Source organism: Psychromonas ingrahamii 37, from assembly GCF_000015285.1.
Lineage (GTDB): Bacteria > Pseudomonadota > Gammaproteobacteria > Enterobacterales > Psychromonadaceae > Psychromonas > Psychromonas ingrahamii.
Window position 1 is genome coordinate 3,409,295 of sequence record NC_008709.1, and the last position, 15,307, is coordinate 3,424,601.

General features: G+C 37.8%; 12 protein-coding genes. 6 read left to right on the forward strand and 6 right to left on the reverse strand.

Annotation, left to right across the window (positions count from 1 at the left end; translation table 11 throughout):
- The first annotated feature begins 9 nt into the window (after positions 1 to 9).
- A complete protein-coding gene (locus tag PING_RS14305) occupies positions 10 to 627 on the forward strand; it encodes a CDP-alcohol phosphatidyltransferase family protein (RefSeq protein ID WP_011771033.1) in 618 nt (205 codons plus the stop codon).
- Positions 628 to 694: 67 nt separating this feature from the next.
- Here the strand turns inward: PING_RS14305 and syd are convergent, their stop codons facing one another.
- Positions 695 to 1,249 carry a SecY-interacting protein gene (gene syd / locus PING_RS14310; RefSeq protein ID WP_011771034.1) on the reverse strand — a complete coding sequence of 185 codons (555 nt, stop codon included), beginning with the start codon at positions 1,247 to 1,249 and terminating at the stop codon, positions 695 to 697.
- Positions 1,250 to 1,319: 70 nt separating this feature from the next.
- On the opposite strand from syd, the gene queF reads away from it, so the two are divergent.
- From queF to PING_RS14335, 5 genes are all read left to right on the forward strand, one after another.
- Positions 1,320 to 2,177 (forward strand): NADPH-dependent 7-cyano-7-deazaguanine reductase QueF, encoded by an 858-nt coding sequence (gene queF, locus PING_RS14315; protein ID WP_011771035.1) that lies wholly within the window; start codon positions 1,320 to 1,322, stop codon positions 2,175 to 2,177.
- A 12-nt stretch (positions 2,178 to 2,189) separates the two neighbouring features.
- Positions 2,190 to 4,418, forward strand: a complete 2,229-nt coding sequence (locus PING_RS14320; RefSeq protein ID WP_011771036.1) for a hypothetical protein — start codon at positions 2,190 to 2,192, stop codon at positions 4,416 to 4,418.
- 219 nt (positions 4,419 to 4,637) lie between these two features.
- Entirely contained in the window at positions 4,638 to 5,990 is a 1,353-nt protein-coding gene (gene ppnN / locus PING_RS14325) for a nucleotide 5'-monophosphate nucleosidase PpnN (RefSeq protein WP_011771037.1), read from the forward strand.
- A 93-nt stretch (positions 5,991 to 6,083) separates the two neighbouring features.
- Positions 6,084 to 6,872, forward strand: coding sequence for a flap endonuclease Xni (xni, locus tag PING_RS14330; RefSeq protein WP_011771038.1), 789 nt, complete (start codon positions 6,084 to 6,086; stop codon positions 6,870 to 6,872).
- Between the two features lie 850 nt (positions 6,873 to 7,722).
- Complete coding sequence (locus tag PING_RS14335) at positions 7,723 to 8,268, forward strand: PEP-CTERM sorting domain-containing protein (RefSeq protein WP_011771039.1); 546 nt, start codon at positions 7,723 to 7,725, stop codon at positions 8,266 to 8,268.
- A 534-nt stretch (positions 8,269 to 8,802) separates the two neighbouring features.
- Here PING_RS14335 and PING_RS14340 read toward each other — a convergent pair.
- The 5 genes from PING_RS14340 to PING_RS14360 all read right to left on the reverse strand — a co-directional run bounded on the left by PING_RS14340 (position 8,803) and on the right by PING_RS14360 (position 15,275).
- On the reverse strand, positions 8,803 to 9,606 hold the full coding sequence (locus PING_RS14340) for an SDR family NAD(P)-dependent oxidoreductase (RefSeq protein ID WP_011771040.1): 804 nt from the start codon (positions 9,604 to 9,606) through the stop codon (positions 8,803 to 8,805).
- Positions 9,607 to 9,852: 246 nt separating this feature from the next.
- Positions 9,853 to 11,244 carry a dihydrolipoyl dehydrogenase gene (gene lpdA, locus PING_RS14345; protein ID WP_011771041.1) on the reverse strand — a complete coding sequence of 464 codons (1,392 nt, stop codon included), beginning with the start codon at positions 11,242 to 11,244 and terminating at the stop codon, positions 9,853 to 9,855.
- A 1-nt stretch (position 11,245) separates the two neighbouring features.
- Positions 11,246 to 12,541 carry a pyruvate dehydrogenase complex dihydrolipoamide acetyltransferase gene (locus PING_RS14350; RefSeq protein WP_011771042.1) on the reverse strand — a complete coding sequence of 432 codons (1,296 nt, stop codon included), beginning with the start codon at positions 12,539 to 12,541 and terminating at the stop codon, positions 11,246 to 11,248.
- A gap of 15 nt (positions 12,542 to 12,556) precedes the next feature.
- Positions 12,557 to 13,087 carry a VOC family protein gene (locus tag PING_RS14355; RefSeq protein WP_011771043.1) on the reverse strand — a complete coding sequence of 177 codons (531 nt, stop codon included), beginning with the start codon at positions 13,085 to 13,087 and terminating at the stop codon, positions 12,557 to 12,559.
- Positions 13,088 to 13,091: 4 nt separating this feature from the next.
- A complete protein-coding gene (locus PING_RS14360; protein ID WP_011771044.1) occupies positions 13,092 to 15,275 on the reverse strand; it encodes an alpha-ketoacid dehydrogenase subunit alpha/beta in 2,184 nt (727 codons plus the stop codon).
- Positions 15,276 to 15,307: the final 32 nt, after the last annotated feature.

The following is a 15,307-nucleotide window of genomic DNA, read 5'->3' on the forward strand; positions in this document are numbered from 1 at the left end:
GGAAAATACATGCTAGACCGCTTTACAACTAAAATTATCCGCTCCCCGCTTAACGGCATAGCGAAAAAGATAGATAAACTGGGGATTAAGGCTGACCAAGTCACTTTATTCGGATTTTTTTTAGGTCTTCTGAGCCTGCCGGCTTTAGCCTATCAGGCATATTATCTTGCCCTCTTTTTTATTATCCTCAATCGTATCTTTGATGGCATTGATGGCGCGGTGGCTAGAAAGCAGGGGATCACTGACAGTGGTGGTTTTTTAGATATTACACTGGACTTTATTTTTTATTCATTAGTCCCCTTTGGTTTTGTTTTGGCAAATCCTGAGATGAATGCTATCGCTGGTGCTTTTTTGATTTTATCTTTTATCGGATCAGGCTCCAGCTTCTTAGCCTTCGCAGTGATGGCCGGAAAAAGGAATATAGAGAACGTTAGTAGTCCAACCCACAGCAAAAAATCACTTTATTACATCGGAGGATTAACAGAAGGAACAGAAACGATTCTTTGTTTTACGCTTTTATGTTTATTACCACAGCATTTTTCAACTATTGCTTATATTTTCAGTTTTCTTTGCTGGCTCACCACAGTGACTCGAATTTGGACAGGTTATTTGACACTCAAACAGTAACAGATAACAACCGCGATTAACTACTAAAATAGACTAAGTCTTATTTTAGGAGTTAATCGCCACCTAACTACTCAATAATGACTGGGGTTAAAGTAGCCAAAAAATCCGCTAAATTTTCTGCTAAAATAGCTTCCTGCCCTTTTCCTAATGTCTCCAACTGTACTTCACCCGTTGCATTTAACACCGACACTATCTGCATTTCATCGGAACAACTGGCAATAAACATGGATGCCGGTTGTTTTAAACGTTTTTGCATCATAAAATGGGCAAGCATATTTTCTTGTAAGAGATTAAAATCCTCATCATTCCAGGCTTGGATCAACTCGATTGGATGATCCTGATAAACAGCAGGTAAACCGGCCGAATAGGCAGAGCAGAAAAAATCCACAATACTGGGATGCAGCTTGATATCCAGTGCCTGCTCAATATTGCTCATATCAAGAGCGGGTTCACGCTTAATGGGTGACCAGAAAATAAGTTGGTTTTCAACCTCTCCTATCTGGCAGGGTGAAATCCATTGCGGCTCAAAAATCGCTTGAGGTAATGATTTTTTTTGTGTTTGCCAATGGGCTTTAAAACGTTCGAAAAAATCGAATAGCTGTGTTTGCGTTGTATGATTCATAGCTCGAATAATTCTTTATTTTGTTTACAATACTGCCATTGTATTGTTTTAAAAAATAAAAGCGAAAAAAATGACTAATAAACCACTCTACGATCAAGATAGCACACTAAAAAATCTGTCTCTCGGAAAAATAACCGAATATAAAAGCAGCTACGATCCAACATTATTACAAGCTGTGCCACGCAGTTTAAACCGTAATGAACTGCAACTTTCAGAACATAATCTGCCCTTTTATGGTGTTGATTTGTGGAATATTTACGAGCTTTCCTGGTTAAACAGTAAAGGCAAACCTGTTGTTGCAACCGGGGTGGTAAAAGTCCCCTTTGACAGTAAAAACTTAATTGAATCAAAATCCTTCAAGTTATATTTAAACAGTTTTAACCAAAGCAAGTTTGTTTCTATCGAGGCGGTACAGAAAGTGTTAACGGCCGATCTGTCGCATTGTGCCGATAAAGCCGTTAGCGTTGAACTTCACACTGATTTAGATAACTTCAGCGATAAGCTGGGTACTTTTAGCGGACAGTGTTTAGATGTCTTAGACATTGAAATTGATAACTACCAGCTGAACGCAGACTATCTTCAGGACCTGTCCTCACAGGAGCAGGTAACCGAAACGCTGTATTCTCATTTATTAAAGTCAAACTGTTTAATTACCAGTCAACCGGATTGGGCCAGTATCGAAATCAGTTATACCGGAAAAAAATTAGATCGTGAGAAATTATTGCGCTATTTAATCTCTTTCCGTCAACATAACGAGTTTCATGAGCAGTGTGTTGAACGAATCTATTGTGACATCATGAAATTTGGACAAATTGATTCGCTTTGTGTTTATGCGCGTTATACTCGCCGGGGCGGATTAGATATTAACCCGCTGCGTACCACGGAACACATTAATGAGATTAATAATCTTCGTTTATTACGACAATAAAAATTAGCTGTTATGAGATATGTCAGTCAATACTTTCGCGCTGTTTGTGCGCTATTTTTAGTTCAGGTCAGTCAATCAAGCGGGGCGTTGGAATTAACCGATCCTACGCTCCCTAATACACTAAAAAATGCTTTTTCATTACGTGATACTGCCCCGCGCAGCTGTATTAATACGGCAATAATCTATATCAACACGCCGCAAAACACGACTGCGCGAACTAAGCGGCAAAACAACAAGAATTTCGCAATACAATTACAGGCATATTGTTATGCTCAACTTGGGGAATACTCAAAAGCGCTGGATTTATTGCAGCCTATTTTAAAAAAACCTGGCAGTAAAAACGATCAAATAGAAACATTGAATATTATTGCGCTGGAAATTCCTCAGGAAGAACGCCCGCAATTAAGTAATACCGATCTGATTAAAAGACTCAATGAACAGATCGTAACACCCCAATCGCCATTAATCAGTTCAATGAACTTAACTATTACCAGATTATTAACCGTCGTTAAATTGTATTTAGAAGAAAATAATTATCAGGATGCCCATCGCGTTTTAGAACAAACCAAAGACTTGCTGAAAAGCAATAACAATCATAATAACAATCTACATGCCTGGTTAGCTTATTATCAGGGTCTCTATTTTGATCAGATTAAACAGGAGCAATTAGCCAGTTTACATTTTCTGTCGGCAGACAGGCTAGCCGATCAACATGGTTTTATTAAACTCAGTGGCCAAGTAAAAAACAGTATTATTTTAATGTACCAAAATAAGTATCGCTTCACCCGGGCTTTAGATTTTTCCGGCAGAAGAGTTGAGCTTTATATGAGGACTAAAAACACCCCCAAGCAAATCGACAGTATTATTCAATTTGCCGTTTTAAAACGGCAAAATAATGAACACAACCAAGCCTTAATTTACCTGTTTAATGCGTTGGAATTGATTGAAGAAAACTCATACGGTGCACTGTTAGCTGTTGTCTATCTTGAAATAGGCCGAACTTACGCTGAAAAAGGAAGTAATGAAAAGCATCGGGAAGAGCTGGCACTGGCGCGAAAATATTTGCAGAATGCACATTTTCATTTCAAGCGATTAAATAAAGTACAGTTTCAAATAGAAAGTCTTTTACTGCTGGCCAAATTGAACCTTTTCAATGAGTCCCCTGCTCCGGCTATTTTACAATTAGAAAAAGTGTTACAACTGGCAGCACAAAATAACCCCTTATTACGTATCCAAGCCCATGAAATGCTTGCATTAAGCTATGAAATAACCGGCCATCCTCAGCTCGCTATTTTACATTTTAAACATTTTCACTCTTTACAGAATAAGATTAAAGAAAACGCATTTAAATTACAACAGCTGCAGATTAACGAACAGCTGCAACGCATTGATCAGGTGCAACAGCAAAATAGATTAGAAATCCAAAACACAGCATTACTGACACAATCCAACTTTTATAAAACATTAAGTTATACAGCAATCATTCTATTTATTCTGTCAGCACTGATGCTTTTATCCAGAACAAAATGCTACTATAAACTGCGAGCGCTAGAGAAAAAAACACAACAACGACTTGCCTTTCATGCGCGCACTAAACTGCCCACGCAAGAAAATAATATTAATGACTTTACGACTCTCTATAACGGCATGCCCCTATTTTACGCATTGGTTAATGTGCCATTTTTAACTCAGCTTAATGAGTTGTATGGCGTCAGATTGGCAGATAAAATAGAAGCAAAACTTGGCGAAACATTGAAAAGGCACTTTGCTGGCAGGGTTAACATTTTCCATTTACGTGATAATCAAATTTTATTTATTAGCAAGCAGACTAACTACCCAAATGCAGCCGGCTTAGCAGATAAAATTGAACAATTTTTTAATCACTTCACGACCCAATACCATTTACCAAAAACGATTTCGACAGGCATTGTCGCGTACCCGTTTTTAAACAATGCCAGCCGGGCCATCAGCGCCTCCCAGACTTTAAATCTAAATAGTTTGGCACTTTTTGCCGCAAGCCAAATTAGCAGTTCAAAACAGCAAAACAGCTGGGTTGAACTCTATGCCATTGATAATTTGCAACCCGCTTTTTTTGATGGCGATTTATGGCGATTAGGCCAAATTGCGATTGCTAAAGGACTGGTCAAAATCCATTCCTGCAACAGGGATTATCTGTTTATTTGGCCTGAACTTAAAAATCCAAAAACAGTTGAAGAGATCAATCAACGGTTGCAAGACTAATGCCTAGCGAGATAGCTGTAAAAACAAAACATTATTAAATGTAATTACCGTAACATGGAAATTATGCATATTTTTCTTATACTTACATACCCAGACGTAGGGATTACCGTAAGTAGACAAGCGTACTTTTTATAAATCAAAAAGTGTTAAGGAGATAATCACCTCCTTACTCCCGTATCCTCAGTTAGCTGGATATAGATCAATATACAAGGAGATTCCATGATCGCCCATATAAACCCTATCGGAAGCATGGCTTTATTATCGCAACTTGAAGTGAATGAATTACAAAAAAATGCAGATTGCGATATTTATAATGTATTTCGTAACTGCTCCCTTGCAGTGCTTAATTCAGGCAGCCATACGGACAGCAGCAAAGAAATTTTAGAAAAATATAAAACGTTTGAAATTAAAGTGTTACATCAGGAAAAAGGCGTAAAAATCGAGCTGCACAACCCGCCGGAAGACGCCTTTATTGATGGCCAGCTGATCAAGGGTATTCAGGAGCATCTCTTTGCGGTATTACGCGATCTGCTATATGTTAATACCCAAATTAGAATCGGGGGTGAAAATGAAAATCAGTCCTCGCAAATCACTAGTTTAGTTTTTTCTATTTTACGTAATGCGAGTATTTTACAAGCAGGTGTAGAGCCGAATATTATTGTCTGTTGGGGCGGGCATTCGATAAGATCAGAGGAATATGATTATACTCGGGAAGTGGGCAGCCAATTAGGATTAAGAGAGCTTAATATCTGTACCGGTTGTGGCCCCGGTGCGATGGAAGGTCCGATGAAAGGGGCTGCCATCGGCCATGCTAAACAACGGGTTAATAATGGTCGACATATCGGTATTACAGAGCCGGGTATTATCGCCGCTGAGCCACCTAATCCAATTGTTAATGAGTTAGTTATTTTACCCGATATTGAAAAACGTCTTGAGGCATTTATACGCATCGCACACGGTATTGTTATTTTCCCCGGCGGCCCGGGAACCGCAGAGGAGTTATTGTATCTGTTAGGCATAATGATGCACCCGGAAAATAAACGTCAACCTTTCCCTATTATTTTGACCGGCCCCAAAGGCAGTGAATCCTATTTTAAGGCAATCGATAAATTTATCGCCGGCACCCTAGGTGAAGAGGCCCAGTCACATTATCAAATAATTATTGCAGATCCTGCTTTAGTCGCGCAAACACTCAAAAAATCGATGTCAAAAGTCACTGAATATCGCCGTGCTATTGGTGATGCTTTTTCGTTTAACTGGTCACTTAAAATAACGGAATCCTTCCAAGAACCTTTTTATCCTAACCATACTAATATGAAAAATTTAGTATTAAACAATGAACAACCAAGTGAACAATTGGCATCAAATTTACGCCGTGTTTTTTCAGGTATAGTTGGTGGCAACGTCAAAGATGAAGGCATTAAATCGATAGAAAAATACGGTCCCTTTGAACTTAAAGGTGATCCGCAGTTAATGAAAAAAGTAGATGTTTTATTAGAAAGTTTTATTAAACAGGGACGGATGAAATTACCGGGTACGGTTTACACCCCTTGTTATAAGATAATAAAATAAGTTACAGTTAAGGTAACAAGCTGTTAAGCATTTTATTATCTTTTATTTAAAAGCTAAAAATAGCAATAACTGACTCTTCAGGCCCTTTAAAAAATGATATCAACCCTATTAATCATAGATGCAATGAACCTTGTTCGACGCATCTATGCGGTGCAGCAAAAACAGCATGGAGATACGCCCACAGCACTGATTGCGACACAAAGCACAACCACCAATGCCCTTAAAAAACTGTTGCGTATTCATCAGCCAACCCACGCTATTTGTGTCTTTGACAGTCATGCCCCCAGTTGGCGTCATCAAATTTATCCTGAATATAAACAGGGACGAAAACCCATTCCCGAACTTCTCAAACAAGGTTTACCGGCTATTCAAGAGCAATTTTTTGATCTTGGTATTGACTCTTTAGTGACCGAAGAAGATGAGGCCGACGATCTGATTGCCTGCCTTGCTGATAAAATCGCAAAACAACAACAAAAATGTATTATTGTCTCGACCGATAAAGGATTTTATCAATTATTAAATGAATCTATTCAACTTTATGATTATTTTCAAAACAGCTTTGTCATCCGCCAACAAGTCCACCAAAAAATGGGGATAAGCATCCAGCAACTTAATGATTATTGGGCTATTACCGGTATTTCAAGCAGTGCTATTAAAGGTGTTGAAGGTATTGGCAGTAAAGGCGCATTATCCCTTTTACAACAATACGGCAGTTTAAATAATATCTTTCAACAAGCAGAGGATTCCAACAACAAACTGCTAACGAAAATAAAATCCCAGCAAAGTAATGCAATATTAGCCAAACAGCTGGTGACATTAAAAACAGATATTAAGCTCGGTTTTAATTTAAAAGATTTACGTTATACCGATTCCACTGATTAGGTGAGCGATTAAGGTGCTTATACGTTGGAATTTTGCCCTGACAGCGTGTCGATAAGACGTTCGTGAGAGTCACGCTCTCTCAACAGCAACAGCAAGAGCACAGTAAGCAAAAAAGTGCAGAGCTAAGTGTAAACAAAGTGCAAGCACAGCTCAGTCCGTTTATAAGCCTAAACTGGCGTTCAATTCACTCCCTATTTTCACTCCCTAAAATCATTTTTCAGATTAGAAAGATCTAGTGGAAATTTCCGTTACTGCATTGACTTGATATTCTAATGCACTGAATTTAAATCAAATAACTCTTTTAAAAATTCAATATTAAAGACCCCACAACAGTGTCGAAAAAATTTACACTGACAACTGACAATATTTTTTGTTAAAAAAATCATAAAATAAAATTTAATGCATTGAATTTAAATTAAATGCGTCTTTTAAACATTCAAGATTAAAGACCTGAGCCTCGCCCGCAACAGTGTACAAAAACAGTATAACCATTTTCAATGGGGCCAATGAACAGCGATACCCGTGGACATTGGGCCCTAAAACCTGGATTTGGGGGGAATGCGTTAGAAAGTTTATTCTATAAAGAGTTTTTGAATTTGATTTTGCCGCATAAACAAACAGAAAATGAATGGATATGGTATTACAGTGGTGTTTTGTGTGGACGTTAGAGACTCCCATTATTTGTGAAGTATAAGAAATAAATCATGTCGAAAAAATTGACACTTTCAACTGACAATGGATTTCATCAAAAAAAATAACAAGGTAAACAGTAAGTTACAATATGGCATACAATATGCATTGCATTATTAGTAAATTAATCGATTTACTAAATAATAATGTGGAGGTATAGATGAAAAAATTTGCATTAGTTTCTTCTTTATTAGTACTGTTCGCCGCGCCAAGTTGGGGAATAACGATTACGGATGCAGGGGCTTATTATGGCACTGATGTTGGTAGTGTTGATACTTATAAAAATTCGGTAAAAATCGTGGGAAGTTCTGATCCAACAGCTGAAGAGGCTTGGGTTAACAGCGAGCTATCAAGCGCTGGAACAACCACATCATTCACAGGCAAAGATGAAGATGTCAAGTTTTACGGAACTGATGCCCTTAATACTTTTGCATTTTCTATGGCTCCTAACACGCCAGAATACTTTGTTATTAAAAATGCGACATACAGGGCCCTGTATCAGAATACAAACGAGCTGGGTTGGGGAGTGTTCAATTTTACAGACTTACCAGATAAAATGAACCTAGGTAAGTTAGGGGATCCAATCAGCCATGTATCACGATTTGATTCGGGTACGACTCCTGTCCCGGAGCCTTCCACAACTCTGTTGTTGGGGGCGGGGCTTCTTGGCTTCGGCTTATATTCCCGCAAGCGCAGCAAGCAATAAAATCTGTTGACAACATTTACCAAAGCGGGTCGCGAGTGACCCGCTTTTTTTATTTTTTTTTTGCCTCTTTAATGGACTGGTTTTCAGGCACCAGAGGAATGATAACCCGCTTACCGAGAAATTCATCGTACTAGATTAAAAGAGCGATTGGTAACCACCGCAATTACCCGCTCACATATCTTGAAAATTTTTCTGTCTATCTGCTTATTGGAAGGCGAAATACCTCACTTTAGAACTTACAGCTCGTCCGTGATGGTGATTGCAGAACATTAGGAGAAATCCGCTCGTAGTTAGGTAAAGAATACTAATTTCGTTAATTTAGTTATTGAGTTATTGAGTTATTGAGTTATACGCAGGAAAGCAATTTATTGGTTGGAGGTACAGTGTCATCGTATTAAAAATATTTTAAGATGGATCTTCTCATCTGATCGTTTGCTAACGTTTAGATAAAGTGGATATTACTCGCTCATAATCACAATTAAAAATATGAGCTAGCAATATCCATATGATAAAACAACTTGATAAAAATAGAATTTATTGCATTATCATGCCGCCATCAATCATAATTAATTGACCCGTCATGTAATCTGAATCTTTACTCGCAAGGAATGAAGCCGTGCCTGTAATATCTTCAGGGTAAGAGTAACGACCTAAAAGAATACTGTCAGCTGCTAATGTATCCATAGACTCACCTTCTTTTTTGAATTTACCGATTGCGACCAGGTCTTTATCCAACTGTTCCCACAATTCTGTTCGAACCACACCAGGACCATAGCCATTAACCGTAATGTTGTGCTGAACCAACGCTTTAGCACCGCCGTTAATCATTGCTAAGACAGCATGTTTACTGCAAGAATAAGGTACAACATCATCGAAAGCCTGACGGGAAAGAATAGACCCTACATTAATGATTTTATAAGGTTCATCTTGTGGACCTTGTTTGATCATTTGACGAGCTGCTTCCTGCATGCCCATTAAACAACCAAGACCATTAACGGTCATAATTTGATGCCAATTCTCTTCTGTGATATCCATAAACATTAATGGTTTATTGATACCGGCATTATTAAGCATGACATTTATTGAACCAAAAGCATCAACTGTTGCTTGTACACCAGCAGCAATAGATTCACGATTAGTCACATCCATTTGCACTGCTATTGCCTGGCCACCATTGGCTATAATACGTGCAACCACTTCATTACAACCATCGATATTTAAATCGGCAATACACACTTTTGCACCTTGTGCGGCGTAATTTTCAGCCGTTGCAGCCCCCATTCCTCTTGCTGAACCAGTAATCAGAATGTTTTTTGAAGCTAATCTTGTTTTATCCATAATACACTTTCCTTTTTAATAAAATATTCACATAAAAATAATTTATGTAAAAGAGCAAAAATACAGGTCAATAATAACAATGTAATAAATTGTTAATTTTTTAATATGAAATCAAATATTACACTAGGCCTTTCTTTGCCAAACCGGGCAAAGAAAGAGGATCTGATTAATCTAATCTCAATAAGCTTATTTCCTATCAATTAAACGAGCGGCTAAACGCGCACAATCAAGTGGAAGTAATTGTTTTTATATATGAATTGCTTTATCAGAAGCATCCAATACAGCTTCATGCATCGCTTCAGACATTGTTGGATGTGGAAATATCACATGTTCCAATTCAACTTGTGTTGTTTCCAATTCTTTTCCAATAGCATATCCTTGGATCATCTCAGTGACTTCGGCACCAATCATATGCACGCCTAACAACTCACCCGTATTCGCTGAAAATAACGTTTTTATAAAACCATCAGTCTCACCAGAAGCAATCGCCTTACCATTAGCATTAAATGGAAATCTCCCTACTGTGTAGGTTTCACCCGAGGCAATAACGGCTTTTTCAGTTAATCCTAAACTGGCAATTTGCGGGTAACTATAAATACAAGATGGGATAGAATTATTATTAAGCGTTTTAATGTTATTTTTATTTAAAATCTTTTCAATACAAATAATACCTTCATGGCTGGCTTTATGAGCGAGACAAGGTGCACCTGCCACATCTCCAATGGCGTAAATATTAGGTACATTAGTTTGCATAAACTCATTCGTTTCAATAAAACCATGATTAGTTTTAATACCTAATGTTTCCAGACCAATATTATCAAAACTGCCTGAAACGCCTATAGCCATTATTACGTTGTCAAAAACTTTTGTTTCTTTAAAATTCTCACTGGTTAGTTCAAAAGTAATGCTGTCCTTTGATTTTTCAATAAAATTAACTTTTGTGCTATTTAAAATTGAAATGCCTAATTTAATAAAATGTTTTTTTGCAAGCGCTGACACATCATCATCTTCTGTTGACAATATATTTTCTTGATTTTCAACAATAGTGACATTGCTGCCTAATGAATTATAAAAACAAGCAAATTCAACACCAATAGCCCCAGCACCAATAATCAAGAGGTTTTCTGGTACTTTTTTAGGTGTCATAGCATTCCTGTAATTCCAAACAACATTACCATCAGGCTCTAAACCAGGAATTATTTTAGATTTACTCCCTGTCGCTATCACTATATTTTTAGTATTTAATGTTTGATTACTTAGCGCTACTTTATGGTTACTTATGATTTTAGCGGTATCATTAAAAACGGTTATGCCGTTTTTTTTCATTAACGCATCAACACCTTTATTTAAATTTTTAGATATGTCCCTAGAGCGATTAACGATGGATTTCAAATCAAAAGAAAACTTATCAACCACAACACCAAAGTCATTTGCTTTATGAAGTTTATTAATGAATTCACCTGATTTTAACAAGGCTTTAGTGGGTATACACCCCCAATTAAGACATATACCACCCATCTTATCTTTCTCTACCAAGGCGACTTTCAGGTTGTTTTGAGCAGCTTTAATTGCACTAACATAACCTCCGGGGCCACCCCCTATAATAATGACATCATATTCAATATCTGCAGAACTCATCTTATTCGCCTCCAAACAGCATCATGTGTTTAGGGTTTTCAATATAAAATTTAAATGTTTGTAAAAACTCAGCAGCAACTGAACCATCTATAACACGATGATCTACAGATAAAGTACAATTCATTACATTGGCAATTAAAATTTGATCATCTTTCACAACAGGTATTTTCTTGGCACGACCAACAGCCAAAATACAAGATTGTGGAGGGTTAATGATGGCATTAAAAGAATCAATATCGTACATACCCAGGTTGCTAATAGTAAATCCTCCCCCTTGATATTCATTGGGTTGTAACTTACCACTTCGGGTTTTACTGACTAGACTCTTCATATTTTGTGAAAGAGTAATTAAACCTTTTCTGTCTGCATTAAATACAATGGGAGTCATAAGGCCATCGTCAGTAGAAACAGCCACTGAAATATCGATGTTTTTATTTTTCTTAACACCCTCACTAAGCCACATTGAGTTAATTTCAGGGTGTTTATGGATAGCTAATGCAACCGCCTTAATAATAAAATCATTAACGGTCAATTTCACATTTTCGTGATCTTTGTAAAAAGCATTAAACTCAGCTCTTAATAAGTTTAAGTTATCAACTTCACAATCAATAGACACATAAAAATGCGGTATCGTAGTTTTAGATTCAGTTAGGCGGCTAGCAATCACTTTTCTCATTGCAGTATGAGGCGTAATATCACTATTTTCAGTATTTACTGTACTGGCAACCTTATCAAGAGGAACACTATTATCAGGCTTATTTTCTGCACTCGTTGTCATTATGGCAGGTGAATTATCTGATTTATTATTAATAATATTTTCGACGTCAGCTTTTAAAATTCTATTGCGTGGTCCTGTCCCAACAACATTGCTCAAGTCTATATTATTATTTGCTGCTATAACCTTGGCTAATGGACTTGCCATTATACGGCTAGCGCCCGAAGATGCAGAAGGAACTGCTTGAATCTTGTCAGGCTTAACATCACTTACAGGTGCAGGCGTATTAGCATCATCATTAGTAATGACAGGTTCACCAGAAAGTACACTGGGGTCTTCATTTTCTAATAAAATCATACCAACAATAGTATCAACAGCAACAGGAGAGCTATTGCTATCAACCAATATTTTACCCAGAACACCTGCCCCTGGACTTTCAACTTCAATAACAGCTTTATCTGTTTCCACTTCAAAGATAACATCACCTTTTTTAATGTTATCTCCCTCATTAACGCACCAAGATGCAATGACTCCACTCTCGAAACCACTGACTACTTCAGGCAATTTTATTTCAATAGGCATTATAAATCCTTTTTATTATTCAGCAGGGTAAGCTGGGTGCCATAATTTATGAATAGATTCTGCTTCATAACCTTTTCCATTAGGGTAACTCACTAATTCAAGCTGCAGTCCCCATGGTGCTTTGAAGTATATCCATGTTTGACCTGCGCTTGGCCCTGCTGTTCTGACGGTAGGTTCACCTAAAATTTCTATATTGTTATTTTTCAAATAATCTAATGCCAAATTAAAATCATCAACATAAAACGCAAGATGGTGACCTCCTATATCGCTATTCTTTGGTAATGTCTTATTTTGGTGATCAGCTTCATATTCAAATAACTCTAAATTGGAACCATTGGCACAACGTAAAAACTTCAATTTTTTCATCGTTGTCGTATTACTGATATCAAGCGCGGTGGCAAGCCACTCGCCACTCTCAAAGGGTCCCAAATCATAGAAAGGAGTGCATCCCACGACATTGACAAAAAAGTCTACCGCTTCTTCTAAATTGGGTACTGTTAATCCAATATGATCAATGCCTCGAAGACCTGGTATTTTATGACTCATCTTATTAACCCCTAATACCCTTATCGTTCATTGATTCAGTAAAAGCCTTTTCAATCTCTTCCAAACCAACATAGGCTGAACGTTCCAAGACTTTAGATACATTAGGTGAAGACTCACCACCATAGACACGTTTAACAGGGTGATCTAAATAATCAAAATAGCGCTTCTGAATTTCATCGGATAACATAGCCCCGTAAGAATTGGTCAGACTACCTTGCTCAAGAACGATCACATGATTGGTTTTCTTGATACTCTCTCCAATCGTATCCCAGTCCAAACTCGCTCTATCCAGGCTGCGTAAATCAATAACTTCAGCATCAATGCCTAAATTTTCGCAGGCTTTTTCAGCCAGTGAAATCATATTTAAATAAGTCAGCACGGTGAATTTCTGACCTTCTCTCACCACTTTAGCTTTGCCTAACTCAATAAAGTAATCGAAGTTGTCAGTGGGTGCCAACCCGGTTTTAGAATAAAGCTCCACGGTTTCAATCACCAGAACGGGATCTTCACATTTTAATGCCGAGTTCATTAATCCAACATAATCATAAGGTGTTGAAGGGACAACGATTCTCCAACCTGGCCACATCGCAAATAAACCGGCAGGATCCATTGAATGTTGAGAACCATAGCCGCTTCCTATTGCTATTTTAGTGCGCAATACCAAGGGTACTTTCACCGTATTACCAAACATATGGCGGGCTTTTGCAATTTGATTAAAAAGCTGATCTGCCGCAACAAGTCCAAAATCAGGATACATTAATTCTACGATCGGACGATACTCTCCAAGCATAGCCACACCACCACTCAAACCGACAAAAGCATGCTCAGCAATGGGTGTTGGTACACAACGGTCAGGCCAACGTTCAGGAATTCCTTTTGTTGCGCCGTTAGTGCCGCCTTTTAATTTATGAACATCTTCACCAATAACAAAGTAGCGATCATCATCCTCAAAACGTCTGACCATGTTTTGTGCAATGACGTCCACGAATCTCTTATTTTCTAACCCACCATTGAAGTCATTAAATTCAGTGTATTTAACACCCTCGAATTCACTTTTATCACTTCTTAAACCATCATCACGTGTAGTCGTACTAGGCCACAACACGGGGTTGATTATATTTTTATCATTGTCTTTTATCAGAATGCGTTTGACCGATTTCTGAACCATCACTTCAATTCTATTTTTTATAACATCAATTTCATTTTGCGTGATCCATGATTTTTCAATCAATATTTTTTGTATGAAATTTAATGCATCTCTCTCCGTTTCTTTTTTTTCTTCATCTTTGGAACGATAGCCAAAAGCACTGCCTTTAATGCCACCACTATGATGAAAGTGACGATAGACATCGACTTCAAGAATAAATGGCCCCTTACCTGCGCGCATGTGTTTTTCTGCCATTTCCATAGCAGTACGCACGCTGAAGGGATCCTGCCCATCCACTTTATAGGCTGGGATTGAAAAACCTTGTCCTCTAGACGACATTCGAATATCTTTAGATTGTTCTTCTAATGTTGTCGAAACCGCATAACCATTATTTTCGATATAAAAACAAAGCGGTAATTCATATAAAGAGGCTAAGTTAAATGACTCTAAAACGTTACCAATATGACAAGAGCCATCACCAAATGATGTAAATACAATATCTTGATTTCCTGAACGTTTCTTAGACCATGCAGCGCCTAATGCAGTAGGTACACCACCACCAACGATCGCATTGGTGCCAATGACACCAGACTCTTCCCAACGCAAGTGCATTGACCCCCCACGACCACCGGAAAAGCCATCACTCAGCCCTAAAATTTCAGACATGGTTTTATAAATGAGCTCATCCATATTTACGTCATAGTCATCATTTTTTGGGTCAAAATCGTCAGGAAGAACATAGTTTAATGATTTCCCTAAAAATAAATGATGTCCTCGATGTGAACCGTTGGCAATATCACTATCCCGCATAACGGATAATGCAGCGACCATCGCCCCCTCCTGACCAACACTGGTATGTAAAGGACCATGTACTAAACCAAGCTTATCCAGCTTAATCATTTCTTCTTCAAAGGTTCTAATAATCTGAGTTTGAGTGAATATTTTTATGCTTTCTTTAGCACCGATCTTATTTATATCTTTGCTATCGGCTTCGATTTTAAGCCACTCAACATTTGTTAATAATTTTTCCGTTTTAGGCATCTGCTATATCCTTACTAAATGAGATAATGTAA

Bases quoted from the DNA above. Each gene is read 5' to 3' on its own strand.
- PING_RS14305 (WP_011771033.1), top strand. From the start codon at position 10: ATGCTAGACCGCTTTACAACTAAAATTATCCGCTCCCCGCTTAACGGC.
- syd (WP_011771034.1), bottom strand. From the start codon at position 1,249: ATGAATCATACAACGCAAACACAGCTATTCGATTTTTTCGAACGTTTT.
- queF (WP_011771035.1), top strand. From the start codon at position 1,320: ATGACTAATAAACCACTCTACGATCAAGATAGCACACTAAAAAATCTG.
- PING_RS14320 (WP_011771036.1), top strand. From the start codon at position 2,190: ATGAGATATGTCAGTCAATACTTTCGCGCTGTTTGTGCGCTATTTTTA.
- ppnN (WP_011771037.1), top strand. From the start codon at position 4,638: ATGATCGCCCATATAAACCCTATCGGAAGCATGGCTTTATTATCGCAA.
- xni (WP_011771038.1), top strand. From the start codon at position 6,084: ATGATATCAACCCTATTAATCATAGATGCAATGAACCTTGTTCGACGC.
- PING_RS14335 (WP_011771039.1), top strand. From the start codon at position 7,723: ATGAAAAAATTTGCATTAGTTTCTTCTTTATTAGTACTGTTCGCCGCG.
- PING_RS14340 (WP_011771040.1), bottom strand. From the start codon at position 9,606: ATGGATAAAACAAGATTAGCTTCAAAAAACATTCTGATTACTGGTTCA.
- lpdA (WP_011771041.1), bottom strand. From the start codon at position 11,244: ATGAGTTCTGCAGATATTGAATATGATGTCATTATTATAGGGGGTGGC.
- PING_RS14350 (WP_011771042.1), bottom strand. From the start codon at position 12,541: ATGCCTATTGAAATAAAATTGCCTGAAGTAGTCAGTGGTTTCGAGAGT.
- PING_RS14355 (WP_011771043.1), bottom strand. From the start codon at position 13,087: ATGAGTCATAAAATACCAGGTCTTCGAGGCATTGATCATATTGGATTA.
- PING_RS14360 (WP_011771044.1), bottom strand. From the start codon at position 15,275: ATGCCTAAAACGGAAAAATTATTAACAAATGTTGAGTGGCTTAAAATC.